Genomic DNA, 23,141 nt, shown 5'->3' with positions numbered 1-23,141 from the left:
ACGATCGCCGTCGCGACGATCAATAGCGCACGCCGATGCGCGCGCCGCTGAAGCCGCTCGCGGCGTACAGGCTCACATACACATAGCCGGCCGGCGGATTGGGCACCGTCAGGGTTTCGGCGTTGCCGGCCTGGGTCGAGCGATAGTTGTGCGCGCTGCGCGTCGCCCAGCTGCCGTTGGTGTTGACGTACAGATCGGCGTTGCCGCTGCCGCCGGCCACCTCGATGCGCAGTTGCGGCGTGCCCGCCGGAACGTACAGATAGAAGTACGCGTAGTTGCCGGCCGTCGCGGCGACGTTGCTGCGCGCGCAGTTGCGGTCGAGCTGGCGGGTGTCGGCGCCGGCGCATTCGGGCAGGCCCGGCTCGGCGACCGCGACCGTGCGCACCGCCTTGGCGGTGGCGCCGCGATCGTCGGTGACGGTCAGGGTAACGGTGTAGCTGCCGGCGGCGGCGTAGGTCTTGCTCGGATGCTGCTCGGTCGAGCCGCTGCCGTCGCCGAAGCTCCATTGCCAGGCGACCACGCGCCCGTCCGGATCGGCGGAGCCGTCGCTGAAGCGCACGCCCAGCCCGCTGGCGAGCGCGGTGAACGAGGCGGTCGGCGCCTGGTTCGGGGTGCCGCCGCAGCCGGCCCCGTCAGGCTCGGCGACGCAAGGCAGCCAGGCGCGGAAGGCGGCGTCGTTGCCGCTGCCGATGCTGCCCATGTAACCGGCGTAGCCGGTGTAGTTGCCGGGACGGAAGTAGCCGAGGATCGCGTTCACCTGCTCGCGGCGCTTTTCGAACATGAAACGCACCGCCAGATAGCCCCAGCGATAGACCAGGTTCTGGCCGCTGTTGTAGTCGTTGCCGTAGACCCGGCTCAAGGCATAGGTCGCGCGTGCGGCCTCCTGCTGCGCCGCGGTGTTGGCCAGGTTGCGGTACGAGAACGACATGTACTCGGCCAGGCCTTCGACCCACCACACGGTCTTCTGCGACATCGCGGCGTTGAAATCGCCGTGCATGTCGAAGCGGCCGTCGAGGTAGTGGACGTATTCGTGGGTCAGGTTCCAGATCTCGAAGCGCGGCAGCACCCAGTCGGCTTCGTGGGCGATGAAGCGGGCCTGGTTGCCGGCCTGGGCGGGGTTGCCCTCCAGGTACATGCCGCCGTTGTTGGTGTCGATGCCGAAGATCGCCCCGGCGTAGATGCCGTAGTCGTCGCTGCTGTCGAACACCACCATTTCCAGGGCCGCGTTCTGGTCGTTGGCGACCGGCGTGCGGTTGGTGCCCAGGGCCTGGTGGAAGTAGTTCTCCTGGCCGGCGACGATGCTGCAGGTTTCGCCGAACTCGGTCGCGCTCATCGCCTGGGCGCGGATGCGCAGGGTGCTGCTGCAGGTGTGGCGCAGCGGCAGCGCGGCGGCCTCGACCCGGGCCTTGAAGTCGCACAGGCCGAAGTAGCTGCAGTTGCCGCGGTCGTAGTAATCGGCCATTTCGCCGACCCCGACCCACAGCCGTGCGGTCGGGCCGGTCACCGCGCTGCGGTCGAGCAGCGCCTTGACCCGGGCCCGCACCAGGGTCTTGAGGCTGCCGTCGTACTGCAGGAAGCGGCCCAGCTCGCGGCCGGCGTTGGCGACCAGATAGGCCTCGGGCTGGCTCAGCCGGGCGAAGTGGCGGTCGGCGAAGCCGTACAGCGATTCGACGATGGACGAGTCGGCCTGCACCGCGGCGCGGAACGCCGGGTCCTGGTGGCCGCGGAAGGTCACGTTGTAGGCGTTGTTGACCGCCACCTTCATCCAGTAGTGCGCGTTGTAGCTGCTGTCGTAGGCGGCGAGCAGGCGCTTGACCACGTACAGATAGCGCGCGTTCTCGATCGCGCTGTCGATCAGGGTCACGTACTCGGCCAGAGTTTCGCCGTGCACGTCGTCGACCCGGCCGAACTGGGCGTTGCCGGCGAAGGCGTCCAGGGCCGGACGGATCGCGGCCTGCAGGGCCGCGCCGTAGCTGCCGACCGAACTGTCGTAGTACTGCACGTAGTAGCCGGCGCGCAGGAACAGCACCAGTTGCAGGGTGCTGTCGGCGTTGGTGCCGTCGTAGCGCTGCGCCGACGCGGTCAGCGCGTTGGCGATCGTGATCATCTGCGCTTCGCGGAAAGTGCCGTAGGCGACGCTGCCGCTGAGGCCGAACAGGGCGTTGATGCAATCGCTGTCGGCGGCCTTGACCGCGGCGACCAGGGCGTTGCCGCTGAGCGCGGCGAAGCCGTTCGGGTCGCAGGCGGCCTTGGCCAGCCGTTTCGCGCTGGCCTGCAGCGACGGCCGCTGCAACAGATCGCGGCCGTGATCGGCCAGGTCGTAGGCGCCGTCGTCGGGCTGCAGCAGCTGCGGTTGCTGCGGCGCGCGCCGGGCCGGGTCCAGCGCCAGCGGCTGGCGGTGCTCGCCGTAGATCTGGCGTTCGGTGCTCGGGCTCTTGCGGCCGGGCGAGCGCAGCGCCGGCGCGCGCGCCGAGGCCAGCGTCGAGACCGGCGCGCCTGCCAGTTGCGGCGACGAGGGCGCCGGTGCGGCCTGCCACGGCAGGGCGAAACTCAACAGGCTGACGGCGGCGACCGCCAGCCCGATCAACAGGGCATGGGTCGGTCGCGGCTTGGGTGCGTAAGACATCGCATATCTCCTCTCAGGATGGGCGGCGGCGCCGCTGCGCGAACGCGCAGCCGAGGACACCGCCGGGGGCATGGCGAGAACGGCGATCGGTGGTGGGCATCTCTCCTGCGTCGTAGGGATCGACGGGCGACGCGCGCCCGCTGCGGGGGAACGGTCCGACGGCAACGCGGGCGCGACGGCGCCCGGCCCGGCGGGCGGGGCCGCCGGGAATGGGCAGGGCGCTGGAGGCAGGCGGGGCGCGGTGGACGAACGGGTTCCGGCCGGCCGCGCGCCGGCTCCGGCGCGATGGCGCCGGCGCAGCGGATTGCGGCAAGGCCGGGCCCCCTGACCCGGTCGACCGAAGGCGTGGCCGCCACGGCCATGAAGCCGTCACGAACGCGTGCTAATCGGTATACCGTATACGGTATGAGCAGATGGCGAGGATTTCCGTGACCGCGGTCGAGCCGCCGTGGCCGCGCCGACGAACGGCAATCCGCCGCCGTCGGGCCGAGCGCGCACCGTACCGGCCGGCCCGGAATGCGCCCGCGCCAGGCCGGCGGCGCGCGCCGGCGCGGGCGTGCCGGCGCGTCGGGCGCTTGGTTAGACTGCGGCGATGAGCATCGTCCCGCGTTCGCTGTCCGACCAAGCCTTCGAAGTGGTGCGCGAACGGATTCTTTCCACCCAGATTCCGCCGCTGGCGCCGATTCGCCAGGAATTGCTGGCCGAGGAACTCGGCATCAGCAAGATCCCGCTGCGCGAGGCGCTGGGCCGGCTGGAGGAACAGGGCCTGTTGCGCTCGCACCCCAACCGCGGTTTCTTCGTCCCGGCGCTGACCGCGATCGAGGCCGAGGAAGTTTTCGCGCTGCGGCTGAAGATCGAACCCGATGCGGCCGCGGACGCCTGTCGCGACGCCGGCGAGCACGAACACGAGGCCGCGCGCGCCGCGCTGGCCGCGTTGGAATCGGCTTCCGATGCGGACGTGCGCAGCGCGGTGGTCTACAACCGCCAGTTCCACCTGAGCCTGGTGCGGCCGGGCGGGCGCGCGATCACCGCGCAGTTGGTCGAGCGCCTGCAGGTGTTGGCCGAGCGTTATGTGCGCAAGCACCTGGAACCGGAAGGCCGCGAAGCGCGCGCGGCGAGCGAACACCGCGCCATCCTCGAGGCCTGGCTGACGCGCGACGCGACGCGGGTGGCGGAACTGCTGACCGCGCACATCGCCTCGACCCTGCACGACCTGCGCCAGCAACTGCCGCCGGCCGATCCGGCCGACGCCAGGCCGCCCGCGCGCCGGCGCCGCTGAAGCGCGGATCGCCGCGCCGCGCGCTCAGGTGGTGCCGTGGTGCTTGCCCTGCCAGGGCTTGTACCAGTCGCGGATGCGGCGCATGTCCGCCTCCATGTCCTCGCCCAGGTGGAACTCCTGGCCGATCCCGATGACCTTGTCCGGATAGTGGAAATAGGCCGGAATCACCGGCACGTCGGCGGCCTTGGCGATCTTCCAGAACCCGGCCTTCCAGCGCTCGACCGCCTTGCGCGTGCCCTCCGGGGCGATGCCGAGCCAGAACTTCTCGGCGCCGCGGATCATCGCCGTGGCCTGGTCGATGACCCCGTGCGCGGCGCTGCGGTTGATCGGAATCACCCCCAGCCGGCGCAACAGCCAGCCCAGCCCCGGGACCCGGAACAGGGATTCCTTGGCGATGATCTTCACGTCCAGGCCCAGCGCGGCCTTGGCCGCGAAGCCCCACACGCCGTCCCAGTTGGACGAATGCGGAGCGCCGATCAGCACCGCGCGCGGCACGTCGGGGAACTGGCCGATCATGCGCCAGCCGCCCAGGCGCAGGATGCTGCGGCCGATCCAGCGGGTCAGCCGGTTGGGCGGAACCCGCGGCACGTTCGGCGGCAGCGGCGGGACGATGTCGTCCGTGGCGGTTCGGTCGGCGGACATGCGCGCGCGGCTCTCCTTCAATCCCAACTGCGTTGCGAACGCTCGCGCTTGGTGGCGCCGCGCTCGCGTTTGGCCCCGAGCCGGCGCTCCTTGGCGGCGCGGCTGGGCTTGGTGGCGATGCGCGGCTTGGGCGCGCGCAGGCCGCTGTCGACGAACGCCGCCAGGCGCTCGCGCGCGTCCTCGCGGTTGCGTTCCTGGGTGCGGAAACGCTGGGCGCTGATCACCAGCACGCCTTCGCCGGTCATGCGCCGGTCGCGCTTGGCCAACAGGCGCGCGCGCACCGCCTCCGGCAGCGTGGGCGACTGCGCGACATCGAAGCGCAGCTCCACCGCGGTGGCGACCTTGTTGACGTTTTGCCCGCCCGGGCCGGTCGAGCGCACGAAGCGTTCGACCAGCTCCTGTTCGGGGATGGTGATGGACTGAGCCGTCATGCGTTCCTCCGCCGGCGATTGTAGACCGGCGCGCGACCGCGCCGATGACGGCGCCTTGACGTTGCCGGCCGGTACCGCGGCGACTGCGACCGCTGTCGTTGACGGGGCCGGAACGGAGGCGGACCATGCCCGGACCGGTCGATGGAGGACATCCGCATGAAGCGCCCCCTGCTGTTTTCGCTGCTCGCGCCGGCCCTGGCCGTCGCGCTCGCCGCCCCGGCCTGGGCCCAGTACGACCCCGCCAACGTCGACGCGATGGCCTCGCCGCAGGCCCAGCAACAGATGCGCCAGTCGGCCCAGGCGGTGGCCGAGGCCATGGTCGGGCGCCGCGCCAACGCCACCGACCAGCGCGTGCTCGAACAGTACATGGGCCAGCAGAACGCGCTTGCGCGGCAACTGCAGAGCGCCGCCCATGCCGGCGCCCTGCCCGCCGGGTACGGCGCCGCGCCGGCCTACCTGGAACCCGGCGACGAGGGTTACGCCAGCCTGCCCTACGACGGCCGCGACGGCGAACTCAGCCCGTCCGAATTGCAGGCCCTGACCCGGCTGGCGCAAACCCCCGAAGGCCGGCGGGTGATGCAGCAACTGAGCCAGCAGGGCTACGACGTCGGCAATCGCGGCGGCGCCTACGGCTACGGCAGCGGGCCGGCGCAGAAGCCGGGCCGGGTGATCGGCCAGGCCTTCCTGCTCGACCTGCTCAACGCCGCGCACAATTCCGCGCTGCGGCCGAAGGTGATCTACAAGGACGGCAGCCGGCCTTGATCGGGCCTGGCCCGACTCGTCTGACTGATCGGGTCTGACTCGGTCGGCCTGACTCGATCGGCCTGACTCGGTCGCCCTGACCTGACCGTTCCACCCCGTTCGGTCGGCCCCGGCCGCGCCGCCCCGAAGCCGCGGTCCGGCCCCGCCCTGCCCGGCTCGCTCCGCCCGCAGCGATGCTCCGCGCATTGACGCGGTCCGGCGCGGCGCCGACCATGCCGGCTTCTTTCATGGAGGAAGCCCGATGCGCCTGTCCCGTTCCCTGCTCGCCGCGGCCCTGTGCGCCGCGTTCTGTCTCGCCCCGGCCCAGGCCGCGCGGCCGAGCGACGCCCAGATCGACCAGCTCATGGAGTCGATGAACTACGAGCGCATGAAGCGCGAGATCCTGCAGCAGATGCGCGGCTCGGCCGAAATGATGGCCCAGGCCGCCGCCGGCGACCGGCTCACCGCCGAGCAGCGCGCCAGCCTGGCCAAGATCACCGAAAAGCAGATGGCCTCGGTCGAAAAACTGCTGGAGTGGAAGCAGGTCGCGCCGATCTACCGCAAGGTCTACGGCGAGGTGTTCGAAGCCTCCGAAGTGCAGGCGATGATCGATTTCTACCGCACCCCGGCCGGCAAGAGCATCCTGGAAAAGATGCCGCTGGCGATGGGCCGGACGATGCAGGAAATGCAGCCTTTGCTTAAGCGCCTGTTCGAGGACCTGCAACGCGACCTGCAGCGCGACATGCAGTCGATGATCGACGCGTCGGGCGACCACGCCGGCCACGACCACGGCAACGAACCGATCCTGGTGACGGTGCCCGACGCGCCGCCCGCCCCGCCGGCGCCTCCGGCCCCGCCGAAGCCGGCCAAGGGCGACTGAGCGCGCGTCGCCGCGCTCACTCCGGCGGCGCGTCCAGGCCGAACAGCGCCAGCGCCTTGGCGAACTCGGCGTCGACCGGCGCCGACGCCACGATTCGGCGCCCGTCCAGCGGATGGGCGAACGCCAGCCGCTGCGCGTGCAGCAGCATGCGATGGATGCCGAGCATGCGGAACTGGCGGTTGTGGCGGCCGTCGCCGTGGCTGGTGTCGCCGATCAGGTGATGCGAGAGGTGCTTGAGGTGGCGGCGGATCTGGCGGAAGCGCCCGGTCAGCGGCTGCGCCCGCAACAGGGCGTAGCGCGAGGTCGCAAACCCCGCCGAAGGCAGCGCGAGCTCGGTCCGCGCCAGCACCTGGAAGCGGGTCTGGGCCGGCTTCTTGAGCGGCTTGCCGGGGCCGCCGTCGAGGTCGTGGTCGACCTCGAACGCCTCCTCGCCCGGCCAGCCGCGGCACACCGCCAGATAGTCCTTTTCGACCTCGCGCGACATCAGCACCTTGCCCAGCGCCGAGGCCGCCTCGCGCTCGAACGCCAGCAACAGGCAGCCGCTGGTGGCGCGGTCGAGGCGGTGGACCAGGAAGATCGGCCGGCCGAACTGCTCGCGCAGCCGGTCGGCGACGAAGTCGGTCTCGCCGCGCGCCAGCGCGCTGTCGTGAACCATCAGCCCCGCCGGCTTGTCGATAACCGCCAGGACCTCGTCGATGTACAGCACCGGCAATGTGCCACCGGCGTCGACGGGAGCCTGAGGTTTACAGTTGATTGCATCGTTCATGCGGCCGGGCATCGCAGCTGAAGTGTCCGGCGGCCATTTTCGTCTATTGCGCCGGGCGCTCCCAGCCCGGCGCCGTTCACAGGAAGCATCCATGACGTCGTTCTTGCCCTCGCCCCGCCCCGCCCTGCTCGCCGCCGCCCTGGCCCTGGCCTGCGCCTTCGGTCCCGCCGCGGCCGCGCCGGCGCCGCTGCCCGCCGGCGTCCAGCCCGGGCCCTGCGTCGAGGGCATCTGCGAGTACCGGCTCGGCAACGGCCTGCGCGTGCTGCTGTTCCCCGACGCGACCCAGCCGACGGTGACCACCAACCTGATCTATCGGGTCGGTTCGCTGCAGGAGAACTACGGCGAAACCGGCATGGCGCATCTGCTCGAACACCTGCTGTTCAAGGGCACGCCGAGCCATCGCGACATCCCCGGCGAGATGAAGAAGCGCGGCATCGGCTTCAACGCCGAGACCTGGCTCGACCGCACCAACTACTTCGCCAGCTTCCCCGCCAACGACGCCAACCTGGACTGGCTGCTGGGCCTGGAAGCCGACCGCATGGTCCATTCCGACATCGCCCGCAAGGACCTCGACAGCGAGATGACCGTGGTCCGCAACGAAATGGAAAGCCGCGAGAACAGCCCGGCGGCGGCCCTGTACGAACGGGTGCGTTCCACCGCCTACCTGTGGCACCACTACGGCAACAGCACCATCGGCGCGCGCAGCGACGTCGAAGGCGTGCCGATCGAGCGCCTGCAGGCCTACTACCGCGCCTGGTACCGTCCCGACAACGCCACCCTGGTGCTGGCCGGGCGTTTCGATCCGGCCGCCGCGCTGGCGACGATCGCCCGCCGCTTCGGGCCGATTCCGCGTCCGGCCGAACCGATGCGGCCGTTCTATACCGTCGAGCCGGCCCAGGACGGCGAACGCGAGGTCACCGTGCGCCGGGTCGGCGACATCCGCTTGCTGATGGCCGCTTACCACATCCCCGCCGCGACCCACGCCGACACCGCCGCGCTGTCGGTGCTCGGCGACGTGCTCGGCCACGTGCCGGGCGGCCGCCTGCACAAGGCCCTGGTCGAGACCGGCCTGGCCGCCAGCGCCGGCGGCGGCGCCGACACCATGCGCGACCCGGGCTTGTTCAGCGCGACCGCGGCGCTGCCCAAGGACGGCGACGAAGCCAAGGCCCGCCAGGCGCTGCTCGAGCAGATCGAACAGATCGCGCGCCAGCCGGTCAGCGCGGCCGAAGTCGAAGCCGCGCAGCAGCGCATGCGCAACGCCTACGAGATGGCTTCCACCAACGTGTCCACGGTCGCGATCGGCCTGACCGACGCCGTCGCCAACGGCGACTGGCGCCTGTATTTCCACGAGCGCGACGCCTTGCAGAAAGTCACCGCGCAGGACGTCAACCGGGTCGCGCGCCAGTACCTGATCGCCGACAACCGCACCTTCGGCCGCTTCGTCCCCACACAGAGCGCGCAACGCGTGCAGATTCCGGCCGCGCCGGACGCCGCGGCCTTGTTGAAGGACTACACCGGCCAGGCCGCGGTCGCGGCCGGCGAACATTTCGAACCGACGCCGGCCAACATCCAGGCGCGCACCGAAACCGTGGTCGTCGACACCGGCGACGGGCGCTCGCTGAAGCTCGCCCTGCTGCCGAAGAAGACCCGCGGCGGCACGGTCAGCGTCACCGCGTCGTTCAATTTCGGCAGTGTCGAGGCGCTGAAGGGGCGCGAGGTCGCCGGCAGCGTCGCCGGCGCCTTGATGATGCGCGGCGCGCAAGGCCTGAGCCGCGAACAGATCGACCAGCGCTTCGACGCGCTCAAGACCGCCGCGCGGGTCGGCGGCAGCCTGCAGTCGGCGCGCATCGACCTGAGCACGCGCCGCGAACAGCTCGCCGACGCGCTGGCCCTGGCGGCGCAGGTGCTGCGTACGCCGACCTACCCGGACGCCGAGTTCGAGCAGTACCGGCTGCAGGCGATCACCGGCCTGGAGGCCTCGCGCCAGGAGCCCGGCAGCATCGCCGGCCTGGCCATGGCCAAGCACTTCGATCCCTGGCCGGTCGGCCACCCGCTGCGCGCGCTGAGCCTGGACGAATCGCTGGCGGCGCTGAAGACGCTGAAGCTGGCCGACGTGCGCGCCTTCCATCGCGACTTCTACGGCAGCAGCGAGGGCCAGATCAGCGTGGTCGGCGATTTCGACCCGGCCGCGCTCAAGCAACAGCTGCGGAGCCTGTTCGGCGACTGGCGCGCGCCGGTGGCGTTCGCGCCGATCGCCACCGGCTACACCGCGGTGGCCGCCGAACAGCGCCGCTTCGAGACCCCGGACAAGCCCAACGGCGTGCTGCTGGCGCGCGCCAACCTGTCGCTCAAGGACACCGACGCCGACTACCCGGCGCTGGTCGCGGCCAACTACATCCTCGGCGGCGGCGCGATCAAATCGCGCCTGGCCGACCGCATCCGCCAACGCGACGGCCTCAGCTACGGCGTCGGCAGCGACATCGACGCCGACGCCAGCCGCGACGGCCGCGACGACGCCGGCAACTGGTCGGTGGAAGCGATCGCCGCGCCGGAGAACCTGGAGCGGGTCGAACGGGCGATGCGCGAGGAAGTCGGCCGCCTGGTCCGCGACGGCGTCCAGGCCGAGGAACTGCGCGACGCGGTGTCCGGCCTGCTGACCCAACGCGAACAGGCCCGCGCCTCCGACGCCGCGATCGCCGCCGGCCTGGCCAGCAACCTGTTCTACGGCCGCACCATGCAGTTCTCGGCCGACTTCGACGCCGCGCTGAAGGCGCTGAGCGTCGACCGGGTCAACGCGGCGATCCGCAAGCACCTCAAGCCCGAGCAGCTCAGCGTTTATCTGGCGGGCGATTTCGCCGCCGCAGCCAAGGCGGACGGCAAGCCGGCCGCGAAACCGGTCGCCGCGCCGGCCGCCGGGTCCGGCAGCGCCGGCGGCGGCAAGTAAGCGGCGGCAGCTAGCCCCTGCTTCGCTGCCCCTTCGCAGAGGAGGGGCAGCGGGCCAGCCGCTGCCTCCGGCCGTTCGCGCCGCCAGGTGCGGGCTCGCGTTCGCGGCTCGCGCCGCTCCTACCCCACAAGTACCGTTCGCCTCGCTCTTGCTGTTCCCCCCTTTGAAAAAGGGGGGCCAGGGGGGATTTGCTGTTGCTGTTGCTGTTGCTGTCGCCGTTGCCGTTGCCGCCCCGCGCCCTAGCCGCTGCGCGGCCGCCGCGGCCACGCCGCCAGCAAGGCCCACAGACCGCCGAGCCCGGCGATCCACGACGACGCCGGGATCGACCAGAAGCGCGGTCCGCCCGATTCCATCCCGTACAGCACCGCCGCCACGATCAGCAGGCCGGTGCCGAGGATCGCCGCAACCGTGCGCCGCACCGCGTCCTGGATGCTGCGGTTGAGGTCGGTGATGTCCTGCGAACGCATCTTCAGCTCGTGCTGGCCCAACACCTGCTGGCTCAGCCAGGCATGCAGCAGCCGCGGCATCTCCGGCGCGCGCGTCACCAGCTCGGGCAGGCGCTTGCGGAACTCGCCGGCCAGCCGTTGCGGGCTGTAGCGGTCCAGCAGGATGCGCTGCAGCACCGGCCGCGCCACCGCCCAGATGTCGAGCTTGGGATCGAGCAGGCGGCCGACGCCTTCGATGTTGAGCAAGGTCTTCTGCAGCAGGATCAGCTGCGGCTGCAAGGTCAGCTCGTAGCGCTGCGCGGTGCGGAACAGCTTGACCAGCACCTCGGCCAGCGAGATCTCGCTCAGCGGCCGGGTGAAGTACGGCTCGCACACCGCGCGCGTGGCCGCCTCGAGCTCGTCGATGCGCATGTGCGCCGGGATCCAGCCGGCCTGCACGTGCAGCTCGGCGATGCGCCGGTAGTCGCGGTTGAAGATCGCCATGAAGTTCTCGGCGAGGTAGTACTGATCCTCGTCCGACAACTGGCCCATGATGCCGAAGTCCAGGGCGATGAAGCGCGGATTGCTGCGCCGCGAAGGATCGCTGTCGACCCAGATGTTGCCGGCGTGCGCGTCGGCGTGGAAGAAATTGTCGCGGAACACCTGGGTGTAGAACACCCGCACGCCCTTGGCGGCGAGGGCGCGGCGGTCGATGCCGGCGGCGTCGAGCGCGGCGATGTCGTCGGAAGGAATGCCGTACACCCGCTCCAGGGTCAGCGCGCGCTCGCTGGTGTGCGACCAGATCACCTCGGGCACGTACATGTCGTCGCTGTCGGCCCAGAACCGGCGCAGCACGCTGGCGTTGGCGCCCTCGCGCTGCAGGTCCAGCTCGGCGGCGAGGGTGCTTTCGATCTCGGCCACCACCGCGCGCGGGCGGATCTTGTCGGCCTTGGGATGGGCGCGCTCGACCAGCGCGGCCAGCGCCTTGAGCAGGGCGATGTCGCCGGCGATCTTGCCCTCGATGTCGGGGCGCAGCACCTTGACCACCACCTCGCGCCCGCCGTGCAGGCGTGCGGCATGGACCTGGGCGATCGAGGCCGAAGCCAGCGGCTCGATCTCGAAGGAATCGAAGGCCTCGTCGATGCGCCGCTCCAGCGCGGCCTCGACGATCTTGCGCGCGGTCTCGCCGTCGAACGGCGCGACCCGGTCCTGCAGCAGGGCCAGCTCGATCGCGATGTCCGGCGGCACCAGGTCGCGGCGGGTGGAGAGGATCTGGCCGAACTTGACGAAGATCGGCCCCAGCTCCTGCAGCGCCAGGCGCAGGCGCGCGCCGCGCGACATCGCCGCGACCTCGGCCGAGGCGCGCGGCACGAACGGCCGCGCCAGCTTCAGCCAGCGCTCGAACGGGGTGTCGTCGAGCAGCGCATCGAGACGATAGCGCAGCAGCACGCGGCCGATCCGCCAGGCGCGGGCGGCCGACCTCATGCGCCCCGCCCGGCGCGTTCGCGCAGGCGCGCCACGCGCGCGGCCAAGCGCTCGACGTCGTCGCGCACCGCGTCGACGTCGTCGTGGAAGGCGTTGAGTTCGTCGCGCGGCACCACGTCGCGCGATTCCTCGGTCACGTACTCGGCGAGGTTGCCGGCCAGCGCGCCGGCGGCGCCGCGAGCGTGGCGCAAGGCCGCGGCGATGGTGTCGGCGATCTGCACCCCGAGCACCTCGCCGAACGCGGCGGCGAAGGGCTGGCGCCAGTCCGGATCGAAGCGCTCGGCCAGCCGCTGCAGGCGCCGCGCCAGGTCGGCGTCGCCCTCGATGCGCAACTGGCCGACCGGCGCCGCGCGCTCGTTGCGCGCCGCGCCGAGCAGGTTGGGCAGCTGCGACAGGATCGCGCCGAGGGTGCTGCGCACCGCCAGATCGGGCTCGTCGCTGCTGCGTACCGGGCCGACTTCGAGCCGGTCGCCGGCGACCAGGATCCGCATCGCCAGCGGCGGCGAGGCCAGGTGCAGGGCGATGCTGCGGCCGTCGAGCGCGCGCAGGCCGTCGCGGGTATCGGGGTCGAGCGCCAGCGCGCGGTTCAGCGCGGCTTCGAGGGCGCGCCCGGCCAGGGGCTTGAGCGCATCCAGGGGCGAGGCGGAGTCGGTCATGCGCTCATTCTAGCCGGGTCGCCCGAAGCGGCCGTCAGGGCCGGCCCGAAGCCGCCAAATGGTGCGCACGCACCCGCGCCAGGCCCTCTTCGAAGCCGACCTGGGGCACGTAGCCGAAATCGCGCCGTGCCGGGCCCATGTCGTACCAGTGCACGGTCGACAGCTGCTCGGCCAGGAACCGGGTCATCGGCGGCTCGCCTTTCAGCGGCAGCACCGTCCATAGCGCTTCGCAGACCGCGCCGATCGCATAGGCGGCGCGGAACGGCAGGGTCTTGTCGACCTGCGGCGCGCCGACCGCGCCGAGCAGGCCGTTGACCGTCTCGCGCACCGTGCGCGGATCGCCGTTGCTGATGAAATAGGCCTTGCCGGCGCAGGCCGCGCCGGGGGCGAGGTGGTCGAAGGCGTCGAAATGCGCCTGCGCGGCGTTGTCGATGTAGGTGGTGTCCATGCGGTTGTGGCCGCCGCCGACGAAGCGCAGCCGGCCCTGGCGCGCGCGCTCGACCAGGCGCGGCAGCAGCTGGTTGTCGCCGACGCCCCAGATCAGGCGCGGACGCAACGCCACGGTGGCCAGGTCGGGGCCGTTGGCGGCCAGCACCGCTTTCTCGGCGATGGTCTTGGTGGTCGCATACGCCGCCTTGAAGCCCTCGCCGTAGGGCACGGTCTCGGCGGTGCCGCCTTCGACCGGATGGGTCGCGCGGTGGGTCACGCTGGGCGTGGAGGTGTAGACCAACCGGTCGATGCCGTGCGCGCGGCAGGCGTCGATCACGTTCTGGGTGCCGACCACGTTGGCCTGGTGATAGCTCAGGTAGCTGCCCCAGGCGCCGGCCTTGGCGGCGTTGTGGAACACCGCCTGGCAACCGCGCGCGGCCGCGATCACCGCCTCGCGATCGGCCAGGTCGCCCTGCAGCTGGGTCACGCCGAGCGCGTCCAGCGCCGGGTAGCGGCCGCGGTTGAAGCTGACCACCTCGTGGCCGCGCGCGACCAGGCCGCGGCACAGGGCCTGGCCGAGAAAACCGCCGCCGCCGGTGACCAGGATCTTCATCGTCGAAACGTTCCGTGAAAGCGCAGCACGGCTGCGGAAGGACTTGCGCATGATAGGCCGCGTGCGCGGGCTTGGCACCCGGCGGCGGCGTGGACGCTGCGCGGCTGTGGCTGCGGCTGCGGTTGCGGTTGCGGTTGCGGCTGCGGCTGCGGCAACGGCAACGGCAACAGCAAATCCCCCACGTCCGCTGCGCGGCCGTTCGCCCCCTTTGTCAAAGGGGGCAACAGCAAAACCGCTGCTGCGTGGCTGCAAATCGCTGCCGCGTCGCTGAAAAGCCGCTGTCGTGTCGCCCGAGCCCTATCGCCCCCGCCTACCGGGTTCCCCCCTTTGTTGAGGGGGGCCAGGGGGGATTTGCTCTTGCTTTGCTCTTGCTTTGCCCTTGCCTCGCTCCACCGCCCCTGCGTCGTTTCGACGCAGCCCCACCCTCAGCCCTGCGCCGCCTGCACTGCGAGCTTCTCGCGGCCGATCTTGGCGTTGTGACGGATATCGACCGGAAACCCGGGGTGGAAACGGATCCGCTCGATCCCGGCGGTGTGCGCGAACTGCGCGCCGATCGCGCGCAGCTCCTCGACGATGCGTTCGCGCTGGGCCGCCGGCGTGCGCGGATCGTGCAGTTCCACCCACAGCAATGGCTGCTGCGCGCCGAACGCGCCGGTGCCGACCAAGGCGGTGCGACGCACCTTGGGATGGGTGTTGAACACCGGCTCGACCTGCTCGGTGTACAGCGGGCCCTGCGCGGTCTCGACCCGATGGGTCTTGCGCCCGCAGAACCACAACCGCCCTTCTTGGTCGAGATAGCCGACATCGCCCATGCGATGGACGATGCGCTCGGCGCCGTCGCGGACTTCGCGGATCTTGGCCAGCGCGGTCGCGGCGTCGCGGCGGAAATAGCTGTCGGTCGCGGTCGGCCCGGCGACGGTGATTTCGCCGACCGTGCCGGCCGGCAGCACCCAGTCGTCCGACCACTGCGCGATCGGCGCGTCGTCGATGCGGATGATCCGCACCTCGTTGCGCGGCACCGGCCGGCCGACGCAGGTGCCGGCGCCGCGCTCGGTGGCGGCGCGGGTGGATTGCAGCTCGCGGCCTTCGATCACCGCCACCGGCAGGCATTCGGTGGCGCCGTACGGGGTCCAGAACTGGGCATCGCGCGGCAACAACTCGCGCAAGGCGGCGACCGTGTCCGGCGGCACCGGCGCGCCGGCCGAGGTCACCCGCTTCACCCCCGGCAGGGGCTGGCCGTGGCGCGCCAGCACCGCCATCAACGCCGGCGAGCCGAACAACTGGTCGACGCCGAAGCGCTGGATCGCATCGAGCAGCTTGACCGGGTCGGCCTGGGCCGGCCGGGTCGGGTCCATGTCGGGAATGATCGAGGTCAGGCCCAACGCCGGATCGAACAGGGCGAACGGCGGGAAGGTCGGCAGATCGACCCCGCCGGGCATCAGGCCGAAAGCCTCGCCCATCATTTCGATCTGGGCGACGAAATGCCGGTGCCGGAACACCACGCCCTTGGGCACGCCGGTCGAGCCGCTGGTGAACACCACCGCGGCGACTTCGTCGGCGCGGGTATCGGCCAACTGCGAAGCCACGCCGGCGCCGGCGCGTTCGATCCGCGCCAGGGTATCGTCGGCCAGCCAGGCGTAGCGGCCGGTGGTGATGCGGATCCGCGCCGACTTGGCCCAGCCCAGCACCACCCGGGCGATGTGCGCCAGCGGAATGCCGATGAAGGCCTCCGGCGCGGCCTCGTCCAGGCACTGGCGCAGCGCGCGCTTGTCGATGCCCGGGTCGATCAGCACCGGCACCGCGCCGAGCTTGAACAGCGCGAACATCAACAGGAAGAACTCCGGCGACGGCCGCACCATCACCGCAGTGCGGGTGCCGCGGACGATGCCGCGCGCGGCCAGGCCGGCGGCGATCGCGTCGCTGCGCCGGTCCAGCTCGCCATAGCTCAGGGCGACGTCGTAGGCCGCCAGGCCGTCGCCGCGGCGCGTGCCGGGGCAACGCATCGCGATGCGTTCCGGCGACTGCGCGGCCAGCGCCGGCAAGGCCGAAGCGATGTTGCAGCGTTCGCCTTGCGCGGCGGAGACGTCGGCGGCCATCGGCTCAGCTCAACGGGTGGCGATCGAGGAAGGCGCGCATTTCCGGCACCAGCAGCGCCGCCTTGTCTTCCAGCACGTAGTGGCCGGCATCGTCGAAGGCATGCACCTGCGCCTGCGGCAGCGCGTCGGTGAAGCCCTTGAGGAAATGGTGATCGAACACGAAGTCGCGCAGACCCCAACCGATGAAAGCCGGACGGTCGGCGTACTGCGGCAGCTTGGCCGCCATCGCCTGCACCAGCGGCCAGGCCTTGTCGCCCTCGCCGAGCGGGATGTCCTGGACGAAGCGCGAGGTGGCGATGCGGTTGGCCCAGGAATCGTACGGAGCCAGGTAGGCGCGGCGGACCTCGGCCGGCATCGGCGTGGCCACGCCCAGGCGCGCGGCGCCGCCGGCGAAGGCGTTGAGGCCGCGGATCAGGCCGGTGCCCAGGGCCGAATCGCGGCCCAGGCGCAGGCGCTTGGGCAGCGGCTTGGCCGCCGGCAGCGGGAAGGCGCCGGTGTTGGTGACGATCAGCCGCTTGATCTGCTCGCCGTGCTTGAGCCCCCAGCCGAAGCCGATGCCGCCGCCCCAGTCGTGCACCGCCAGGCTCATCGGCCCGGTCACGCCCAGGTGCTGGAGCAGGCGCTCGACGTCGTCGACCCGCGACTGCAGGGTGTACTCGTAGCGCTGGTCGTCGGGCTTGTCCGACAGGCCCATGCCGACGTGGTCGGGGACGATGCAGCGATAGCGGTCGCGCAGGCCCAGCACCAGCTTGCGCCAGTAATAGCTCCACGAGGGATTGCCGTGCAGCATCACCACGACCTCGCCGTCGCGCGGGCCCTCGTCGAGATAGCTCATCGCGATCCCGGGACGGACTTCGAAGCGCTGCGGCTGGAACGGGTAGTCGGGGAAACTGCGGCTGGACGTCATTGAGCGGCTCGTGGACGGCGCGCGGCGGGCGCGGGCCTGGGCGGACAGGGCCGCCATTATCGGCTGCCGCGGGCGGATGGGGAATTTTCCCCGCCCCGCCGGCGGTTTTCCGCGCCGGAAACCGTCCCGGCCGGGCCTGCCGAAGGCTCAGGCCGGGTCCAGCGCGGCCTCGGGGGCGAACTTGCGCCACAGGGTATCGAACTGCCCGGCGAAACAGCGCAGCAGGTTGGCGTCGTCGGTCACCACCAGGTTCTCTTCGTTGCTGGTGGTGGCGCTGCGGGTCCAGTTGAAGCTGCCGTTGGCCAGCACCCGGCCGTCGAACACGGCGAACTTGTGGTGCATGTGGAACGGGCTGTCGTCGATCCGCACCGGCACGCCGAGTTCGCGCAGGCGCAGCACGTCGCTGCCCTCGTCGAACTTCTTGTCGTTGTCGCTGAGCACCCGCACCGCGATGCCGCGCCGGTGGCAGGCGACGATCTCCTCGGCCAGGCGGTCGTCGGAGATGGTGTAGACGCAGATGTCGAGGCTGCGCTTGGCGCCGCGGCACAGCTCGCGCAGCTTGCGCAGGCAGGCGTCGCCGGGGGCGAAGTAGGCGCTGGACACGGTCGCCGGCGCGGCCGCGACCACGTCCAGAGTCTTGACCACCTGCTCCAGCCAGCGCAACGCCTCCAGCGTGCGCGCCGGCTCGGCCAGCATGAGCTCGCGCGACATGTCGAAGGCGCGGTTGCGCAGGTAGCGCACCCGGTCGGCGGCCAGGCCGGCGCCGAGTTCGCGCAGTTCGAACTTCTCTTCGTTGTCGAGCTGGGCGTCGGCGATGCTGTCGCGCAGGGTCTGGTCGAGTCGGGCGAAATCCATGGTCTGTCCTCAGCGCGGCACGCGGCCGTTGAGCCGGTCGGCGAATTCGTTGAGCGCGCGCTGCAGCTCGCGCTGTTGTTCGGTCATCGCCGCGCGGGTCGGCGCGTCCTGGATCTCGCGCTCGCCGAGCTGCTTGAACAGTTCGACCAGGGCCTCGTTGATCCGGCTCTGGCGCTCGCCGCTGTCCTGCAGCCGCTCGACCAGCGGGTCCAGCGCCTGTTGCAGCGAGGGGCCGAGACCGTGCAGCAGCTCGGCCAGGGGCTGGGCGGCCGGCGGCGCCTGGGCTGGTGCCGGCGCCGCAGCGGCGCGCGCTTCGCCCTGCGCCGCGGTCAGCCGCTCCAGCGCGGCCAGCAGTTGCGGCCAGGGCGCCGGCTCGGGCGCTGCAGCCGGCGCGGCCGCGGTCTGCGCCGCCGCATCCAGCCCGCGCACGCTCTCGACCAGATCGGCCAGTTGCGCCACCACCCGTCCGCCGACGTCGTCGTCGGCCGCGCCCATCGCCTTGTTGCGCAGGAAGTCGCGCTTGATCTGGGTCCAGCGCGCGGCCTCGGCTTCGCCGAGCACGCCGCGCAACTCGCCGAGCTTGAGCAGGTTCTCTTCCGCGCCCGAGGTCAGCAGCTGCGCCTCGCCGAGATAATGATCGCCGATCAACTGCTGCAGCTCGGCGGGATTCATCACCGGCGAGATCTTCTCGGCCAGCTTGTTCATGTTGCGGTAGCTGCCCTGCAGCTTGAACGGCGGCTCGGTGCGGTACTTGTCGGCCTGCGCAGCGCTGGCGATGTACTGCTGGTTGACCTTGTAGACCACGTCGCGCACCGCAATCAGCCGTTCCAGGGTGGCGACGATCTCGTTGATCTCCGCGCCGCTGTAGGCGTGGCTCAGTTCGTTGGCCGAGAACGCGCCGCCCTCGGCCTTGGCGACGAAGCGGTACAGGTCGGCCATCTCGCGCGTGGCCAGCGGCGCCAGCACCGGGTTGCTGGTCAGGCTGTTCTCGATGTAGCTGAGCAGGAAGGCCTGCTCCATCCCGCCGAGCACGTCGCCGAGGTTGTAGATGTCGGCGCGGTTGGCCAGCATGTCCGGAATCTTGAACATCTCGCCGGACTCGGTGTACGGGTTGCCGGCCATGACCACGCAGAACTTCTTGCCGCGCATGTCGTAGGTGCGGGTGCGGCCCTTCCACACGCCTTCGATGCGGCGGGTGCCGTCGCACAGCGAGATGAATTTCTGCAGGAACTCGGGATGGGTGTGCTGGATGTCGTCGACGTACAGCATCACGTTGTTGCCCATCTCCAGCGCCAGGTTGAGCTTCTCCAGCTCCTGGCGCGAGGTCGCGTCCGGCGCCTGGGCCGGGTCGAGCGAGCACACCTCGTGGCCGAGCGCGGGGCCGTTGACCTTCATGAAGATCAACCCCAACCGGTGCGCCACGTACTCCATCAACGTGGTTTTTCCGTAGCCCGGCGGCGAGATCATCATCAGCAGGCCCATCAGGTCGCTGCGCTTGCTCTCGCCGACCGTGCCCATCTGCTTAGCCAGGTTGTCGCCGATCACCCCCAGGTAGACGTCGTTGATCAGCTTGTTGCGCACGAACGAGCTCAGCGGCCGCGGCTTGAACTCCTCCAGGCGCAGCGTCGCGCGTTCGCGCGCGACCACCTGCTGGCGCAGGGCGTGATAGCGCTGGAAGCCGGGCAGGAAACGCTGGCGGTGCTCGCGCAGGCGCGCCGACCAATCGTCGATCGCCAGCGCCATGCGGCCCTCGCGGATGCGCGGGTGCTCGCCGAGCAGCCCCTGCACGGTCGCGCCCAGGTCGAGTTCGGTGAACTGCTTGGGGAAACGCTCGTCGAGCAACAGCAGCGCCGCCGCCTCGGCCGCGTACGGCGCCAGCGGCGCCAGTTCCGGCGTGCGCGCCAAGGCCTCCAGCCAATGCATCGCCAGCGCCCAGCGCGCGCCCAGGCGCTGCTCCAGTCCCTGCAGGGCGGCGGCGAAGCCGTCCCACATCCGCGCCGCGGCCAGTTTCTCGCGCAGCGCGTTGGCCAGTTGCTGGGCGTATTTGCTGAGCGCGAACTGCGGCCGCTCGGCGGCCAGCTCCAGGCTCAGGTACTCGGCCGCGCTGGCGTGCAGCGCCGGGTCCAGGGCCAGGGTCTGGGTCTCGGCATAGGCCTGCAGCGCCAAGGCGATCTCCTCGCGCAGCGCCTGCAGCGCTTCGCCGGCGCCGAACAGACGCTCGACGTCGGCGGCGGTGCGGGCGCGCTGCGGCCACTGTTGCGGCGCCTCCGCCCGACCGGCCTGCGACCAGAACAGCATCGCCCAGGCGCGCGCCGCCGGCGCATAGGCCAGCCGGCCGGCGCTGTCGCGCAGCGGCAGCAGCGCCTGCAGGATCAACGCCGCGTCGTGGTCGTGGATGCCCTTCTCGTAGCCCTCGCGGTAACGCGGCGCGGCGAAGTCGCGCAGGGTCTTGGCCAGCGCCTCGGGCTGGGCCAGCTGCTGGCGCAGCAGGTCCAGGCTGAGCCCTTCGCGCTGGGCCTGGGCGGCCTCGATCGCCAGACCGGCCAGGTACTCGCCGCGATACAGCTGCGGCGATTCGGAATCCAGCGATACACCCCAGTAGGCGCGCGCCGCGTCCAGCTCGGCATCGGCGATCGGCTCGAAGAAGTCGGTGCCGGTCAGGTGCAGGTGCAGCGCCTCGCCGCGCGGCATCAGGGTCAGGTCCAGTTCCTGGGTGTTGACGCTGAAGCGGTGGCGCGGGCCGAGCTTGATCACGTCGCCGCCGGCTTCGAACAACTCGCTGCGGTCGCGCAGCGCGCGCACCGCCTGGTCGCGCGCGCCCTTGAGCCTGGCTTCGACGTCGTCGGCCTTGACGCTGTCCTTGAGCGCGCGCAGGCGCTCGGCCAGCTCGCGCAGCTTGAGGATCAGCGCGTCGCCGGCGAAGAAGGCATTGAGCTCGTCGGCGTCGGCGAAGCGCGCGGTGCGCCGGCTCAGGCCTTCGAGGATGCGCGCGGCCGCGTCCATCACCGCCTGCGCCTTGCGCTGGCGGTCGTCGAGCAGGGTCTGCTTGTGCGCCTCGAAGGTCTCCAGCAACTCCTCGCGCTTGGCCAGGATGTCGCCGAGGAAGTTCTCGTGCTCGCCGAACTGGCTTTCCAGCTCCTCCAACTGCACCAGCAGGCGCGACAGTTGCTCGTCGGCCTTCTCCGGATCCTGGGCCAGGGCCAGGGCGCTGGCCACGCTCTGCCCGAACAGGCTGAACTGCGCGCCGAACTGGGCCACCGATTCGGCCGAGCCGAGCTGCTTGCGGCGCTGGTCGGCGCGTGCCTTGGCCTGGTTGAGGCGGGCGTAGATCTCCGAGATCGCCTCGACCACGCGGGTGCGCTGGGTGGCGTCCTCGACCTTGAGCGTGGCCATCAGGCCCGACAGCATGTCCAGGTCGGCCGACATCGCCTGCATCTGCGCCGCCGGCTCGGCCAACTGCGCCGCCGTGGTCGCGGCCTGCGCCTGCGCGTCGAGCGTCTTGAGCCGCTCGCTCATCGGCGCCAGGGCCTTGTCGCCGGCCAGGAAGGCGCCGGTGGCCGCGCCGATGCGCTCGTGCGCGGCGACCAGGGCCTGCTCCATCGCGTCGATCGCCGCTACGTCGATATAGCGGTACTCGCGGATGGTCAGCAAGTGGCCGCGCTGCGCGGTCAGGCCGTTGAGCGCATCGACGAAGGCCTGCACCTGCTCCCAGTTCTCCGGCTGCAGGCTGTCCAGCAAGGCCTTCTGCCGGGCCTGCGCCTCGCTCATCGCGCGCTCGGACTGGGCGCGGATGCTCTCGACTTTCTCGTACTCGTCCAACACCGATTCGGCGGTGGCGGCGATCTCGCGCAGCAGCGGCGCCAGTTCGCCGCAGTCCGGCTCGGCTAGCCAGTGATAGGCGTCGAACAGGCGCCGGGTGTTCTGCGCCAGCAGGCCGTAGCGCTGCGCCGAAACCTCGCCGGCCTCGATCTCGCGGCTCAGGCTGACCAGCTCGGACACCCCGCGCACCAGCTCGGCGTTGCCGATCTTGCCCATGAAGCTGTTGCCGGCCGGCTGCCGCGCCGCGTACTCGTCGCTGGCGTACGGCGTCTGCCAGACCTGCATCGGGTGGACCCGGGTCGGCTCGTCGCTTTCGGTGGCGAAGATCACCATCCGCCCGTCTTCCAGGCGCGCATAGCCGTGGCCGAAGATCGGCGTCTGCAGGCGCCGCTCGATCAGGTTGTAGGTGAACATCGCGGTGCGGCCCTGCTCGGGCTCGTAGAACAGGTACAGCACGTCTTCGCCGTTGGGCGAGCGGATGTTGCGCTTGTAGCGCATGCCCTGCATCGGCTGCTCGAACCGCTTGTGTTCGCCGTTCTGCAGGTAGTAGCCGCCGGGGAAGATGATGCCGTGGTCTTCCGGCAGTTGGATGCAGGCCAGGCCGATCTCGTCCAGCCGCACCACCTTTCGGCTGAGGGTGTTGAACACCAGGTAGCGCCACTGCTCCTCGCGGTAGGGCAGGATCTTGAGCAGGATCAGGCTGCCGACCCGGGCGTAGTCGACCTGAGCGTCGTCCAGCGACTGGGTCTTGTCGGCGACCGGCTCGCGGTAGATGCCCTGGCCGTCTTCGGTGTTGTTCTCGACCTTGATGGTCAGGTCGCCGTTGACGGTCTCGACGAACACGCTGTCGAGGATGTTCAGGTGCGGGTGGCGGCCGTTGACCACCTGCTCGCGGGTCGCGCGGATCCACTCGAAGTCGTACGGCGCCGGCAGGGCGATGTCGCGCTCGCCGCGGTTGTCGATGTAGCGCACCTCGCCGTCGGGCGAGACCGACCAGCGGAACACGCGCAGGTCGGTGATCCGCTCGCCGATCTGGAACGCGGCCAGCAGCTTGCCGTCGCGCACGATCAGCTGGATCAGCCGGGTGTGCTTGTAGTAGGCGTAGAGCTCGCGGAAGTCGTTGGCGAAACTGTCGTTGCCGAGGAAGCTGCCCTTGAGCTCGACCGGGGTGACGTCGTACCCCTCCGCGCCCTGCACCAGCTTGTACAGGCAGAACACGTCGGCGACCGTGGTCTCCTTCTTCAACCCCATGAACACGTTGTAGCCGAACAGCAGGCAGTCGCCGACCTGGACGATGTCGCGGGCGACGCAGTTGTGCTCGGTGCGGATGCGGAAGCGGCCGATCGCCTCCATCTGGCTGCTGCCGAACTCCTCCAGGCGGCGCCGGTTCAAGTCCTGGGCGACGCCGCGCAGGCGCTGGCCCTGTTCGGCCAGGCGCTTGCTCAGCACCTCGTACGCGCCGCCCTGGGCGACCGCCTGGTCGACCGCCGAGTTGCCCTCGCCCTTGGCCGCTGTCGCAGCCGCTTGAGTGTCCGCCATCTGTCCGT

Annotated in this window: 15 protein-coding genes; 4 read left to right on the top strand and 11 right to left on the bottom strand. The window is 70.9% G+C overall.

The features are described from left to right. Nucleotides 1-19 precede the first annotated feature (19 nt). The gene (locus K4L06_RS08425; RefSeq protein WP_221670976.1) at nt 20-2,626 is read right to left on the bottom strand and encodes a collagenase; all 2,607 of its coding nucleotides are present in this window, start codon (nt 2,624-2,626) and stop codon (nt 20-22) included. Between the two features lie 592 nt (nt 2,627-3,218). Here K4L06_RS08425 and K4L06_RS08420 point away from each other — a divergent pair. Further along, nucleotides 3,219-3,905: a GntR family transcriptional regulator gene (locus tag K4L06_RS08420; RefSeq protein WP_221670975.1), complete on the top strand. Its 687-nt coding sequence runs from the start codon at nt 3,219-3,221 to the stop codon at nt 3,903-3,905. Nucleotides 3,906-3,929: 24 nt separating this feature from the next. Here K4L06_RS08420 and K4L06_RS08415 read toward each other — a convergent pair whose 3' ends face one another. Next, a complete protein-coding gene (locus K4L06_RS08415) occupies nt 3,930-4,547 on the bottom strand; it encodes a lysophospholipid acyltransferase family protein (protein ID WP_221670974.1) in 618 nt (205 codons plus the stop codon). A 17-nt stretch (nt 4,548-4,564) separates the two neighbouring features. Further along, the gene (arfB, locus tag K4L06_RS08410) at nt 4,565-4,978 is read right to left on the bottom strand and encodes an alternative ribosome rescue aminoacyl-tRNA hydrolase ArfB (RefSeq protein WP_221670973.1); all 414 of its coding nucleotides are present in this window, start codon (nt 4,976-4,978) and stop codon (nt 4,565-4,567) included. Nucleotides 4,979-5,134: 156 nt separating this feature from the next. Between arfB and K4L06_RS08405 the strand changes: the two genes are divergently transcribed. Next, on the top strand, nt 5,135-5,740 hold the full coding sequence (locus K4L06_RS08405; RefSeq protein WP_221670972.1) for a hypothetical protein: 606 nt from the start codon (nt 5,135-5,137) through the stop codon (nt 5,738-5,740). Between the two features lie 241 nt (nt 5,741-5,981). Continuing rightward, nucleotides 5,982-6,599, top strand: coding sequence for a DUF2059 domain-containing protein (locus tag K4L06_RS08400; protein ID WP_221670971.1), 618 nt, complete (start codon nt 5,982-5,984; stop codon nt 6,597-6,599). 16 nt (nt 6,600-6,615) lie between these two features. On the opposite strand, the gene K4L06_RS08395 is transcribed toward K4L06_RS08400, so the two are convergent. Beyond that, nucleotides 6,616-7,365 (bottom strand): pseudouridine synthase, encoded by a 750-nt coding sequence (locus K4L06_RS08395; protein ID WP_255595021.1) that lies wholly within the window; start codon nt 7,363-7,365, stop codon nt 6,616-6,618. A gap of 91 nt (nt 7,366-7,456) precedes the next feature. Here K4L06_RS08395 and K4L06_RS08390 point away from each other — a divergent pair, with 91 nt between their 5' ends. Next, a complete protein-coding gene (locus K4L06_RS08390; RefSeq protein ID WP_221670969.1) occupies nt 7,457-10,309 on the top strand; it encodes a pitrilysin family protein in 2,853 nt (950 codons plus the stop codon). 239 nt (nt 10,310-10,548) lie between these two features. On the opposite strand, the gene ubiB is transcribed toward K4L06_RS08390, so the two are convergent. From ubiB to K4L06_RS08355, 7 genes are all read right to left on the bottom strand, one after another. Further along, on the bottom strand, nt 10,549-12,219 hold the full coding sequence (gene ubiB, locus K4L06_RS08385) for a ubiquinone biosynthesis regulatory protein kinase UbiB (protein ID WP_221670968.1): 1,671 nt from the start codon (nt 12,217-12,219) through the stop codon (nt 10,549-10,551). Further along, nucleotides 12,216-12,875, bottom strand: a complete 660-nt coding sequence (locus K4L06_RS08380) for an SCP2 sterol-binding domain-containing protein (protein ID WP_221670967.1) — start codon at nt 12,873-12,875, stop codon at nt 12,216-12,218. The genes ubiB and K4L06_RS08380 overlap by 4 nt, the downstream gene beginning before the upstream one ends. 34 nt (nt 12,876-12,909) lie before the next feature. Next, nucleotides 12,910-13,917, bottom strand: a complete 1,008-nt coding sequence (gene oleD, locus K4L06_RS08375; protein ID WP_221670966.1) for a 2-alkyl-3-oxoalkanoate reductase — start codon at nt 13,915-13,917, stop codon at nt 12,910-12,912. Between the two features lie 425 nt (nt 13,918-14,342). Next, nucleotides 14,343-16,013, bottom strand: a complete 1,671-nt coding sequence (oleC, locus tag K4L06_RS08370; RefSeq protein WP_221670965.1) for an olefin beta-lactone synthetase — start codon at nt 16,011-16,013, stop codon at nt 14,343-14,345. A 4-nt stretch (nt 16,014-16,017) separates the two neighbouring features. Beyond that, nucleotides 16,018-16,920 (bottom strand): alpha/beta fold hydrolase, encoded by a 903-nt coding sequence (locus K4L06_RS08365; RefSeq protein ID WP_221670964.1) that lies wholly within the window; start codon nt 16,918-16,920, stop codon nt 16,018-16,020. A 147-nt stretch (nt 16,921-17,067) separates the two neighbouring features. Continuing rightward, nucleotides 17,068-17,775, bottom strand: a complete 708-nt coding sequence (locus K4L06_RS08360) for a phospholipase D-like domain-containing protein (RefSeq protein ID WP_221670963.1) — start codon at nt 17,773-17,775, stop codon at nt 17,068-17,070. 9 nt (nt 17,776-17,784) lie between these two features. Beyond that, entirely contained in the window at nt 17,785-23,133 is a 5,349-nt protein-coding gene (locus K4L06_RS08355; RefSeq protein ID WP_221670962.1) for a DNA repair ATPase, read from the bottom strand. Between the last annotated feature and the right edge of the window lie 8 nt (nt 23,134-23,141).

It is taken from the genome of Lysobacter sp. BMK333-48F3, from assembly GCF_019733395.1.
Lineage (GTDB): Bacteria > Pseudomonadota > Gammaproteobacteria > Xanthomonadales > Xanthomonadaceae > Lysobacter.
This window is presented reverse-complemented; position numbering and strand designations above follow the sequence as displayed.

Coding starts and splice junctions, on each gene's coding strand:
- K4L06_RS08425 (WP_221670976.1), bottom strand. CDS start 2,626: ATGTCTTACGCACCCAAGCCGCGACCGACCCATGCCCTGTTGATCGGG.
- K4L06_RS08380 (WP_221670967.1), bottom strand. CDS start 12,875: ATGACCGACTCCGCCTCGCCCCTGGATGCGCTCAAGCCCCTGGCCGGG.
- K4L06_RS08395 (WP_255595021.1), bottom strand. CDS start 7,365: ATGAACGATGCAATCAACTGTAAACCTCAGGCTCCCGTCGACGCCGGT.
- K4L06_RS08365 (WP_221670964.1), bottom strand. CDS start 16,920: ATGACGTCCAGCCGCAGTTTCCCCGACTACCCGTTCCAGCCGCAGCGC.
- oleC (WP_221670965.1), bottom strand. CDS start 16,013: ATGGCCGCCGACGTCTCCGCCGCGCAAGGCGAACGCTGCAACATCGCT.
- K4L06_RS08355 (WP_221670962.1), bottom strand. CDS start 23,133: ATGGCGGACACTCAAGCGGCTGCGACAGCGGCCAAGGGCGAGGGCAAC.
- K4L06_RS08390 (WP_221670969.1), top strand. CDS start 7,457: ATGACGTCGTTCTTGCCCTCGCCCCGCCCCGCCCTGCTCGCCGCCGCC.
- arfB (WP_221670973.1), bottom strand. CDS start 4,978: ATGACGGCTCAGTCCATCACCATCCCCGAACAGGAGCTGGTCGAACGC.
- K4L06_RS08415 (WP_221670974.1), bottom strand. CDS start 4,547: ATGTCCGCCGACCGAACCGCCACGGACGACATCGTCCCGCCGCTGCCG.
- K4L06_RS08400 (WP_221670971.1), top strand. CDS start 5,982: ATGCGCCTGTCCCGTTCCCTGCTCGCCGCGGCCCTGTGCGCCGCGTTC.
- K4L06_RS08405 (WP_221670972.1), top strand. CDS start 5,135: ATGAAGCGCCCCCTGCTGTTTTCGCTGCTCGCGCCGGCCCTGGCCGTC.
- K4L06_RS08420 (WP_221670975.1), top strand. CDS start 3,219: ATGAGCATCGTCCCGCGTTCGCTGTCCGACCAAGCCTTCGAAGTGGTG.
- ubiB (WP_221670968.1), bottom strand. CDS start 12,219: ATGAGGTCGGCCGCCCGCGCCTGGCGGATCGGCCGCGTGCTGCTGCGC.
- oleD (WP_221670966.1), bottom strand. CDS start 13,917: ATGAAGATCCTGGTCACCGGCGGCGGCGGTTTTCTCGGCCAGGCCCTG.
- K4L06_RS08360 (WP_221670963.1), bottom strand. CDS start 17,775: ATGGATTTCGCCCGACTCGACCAGACCCTGCGCGACAGCATCGCCGAC.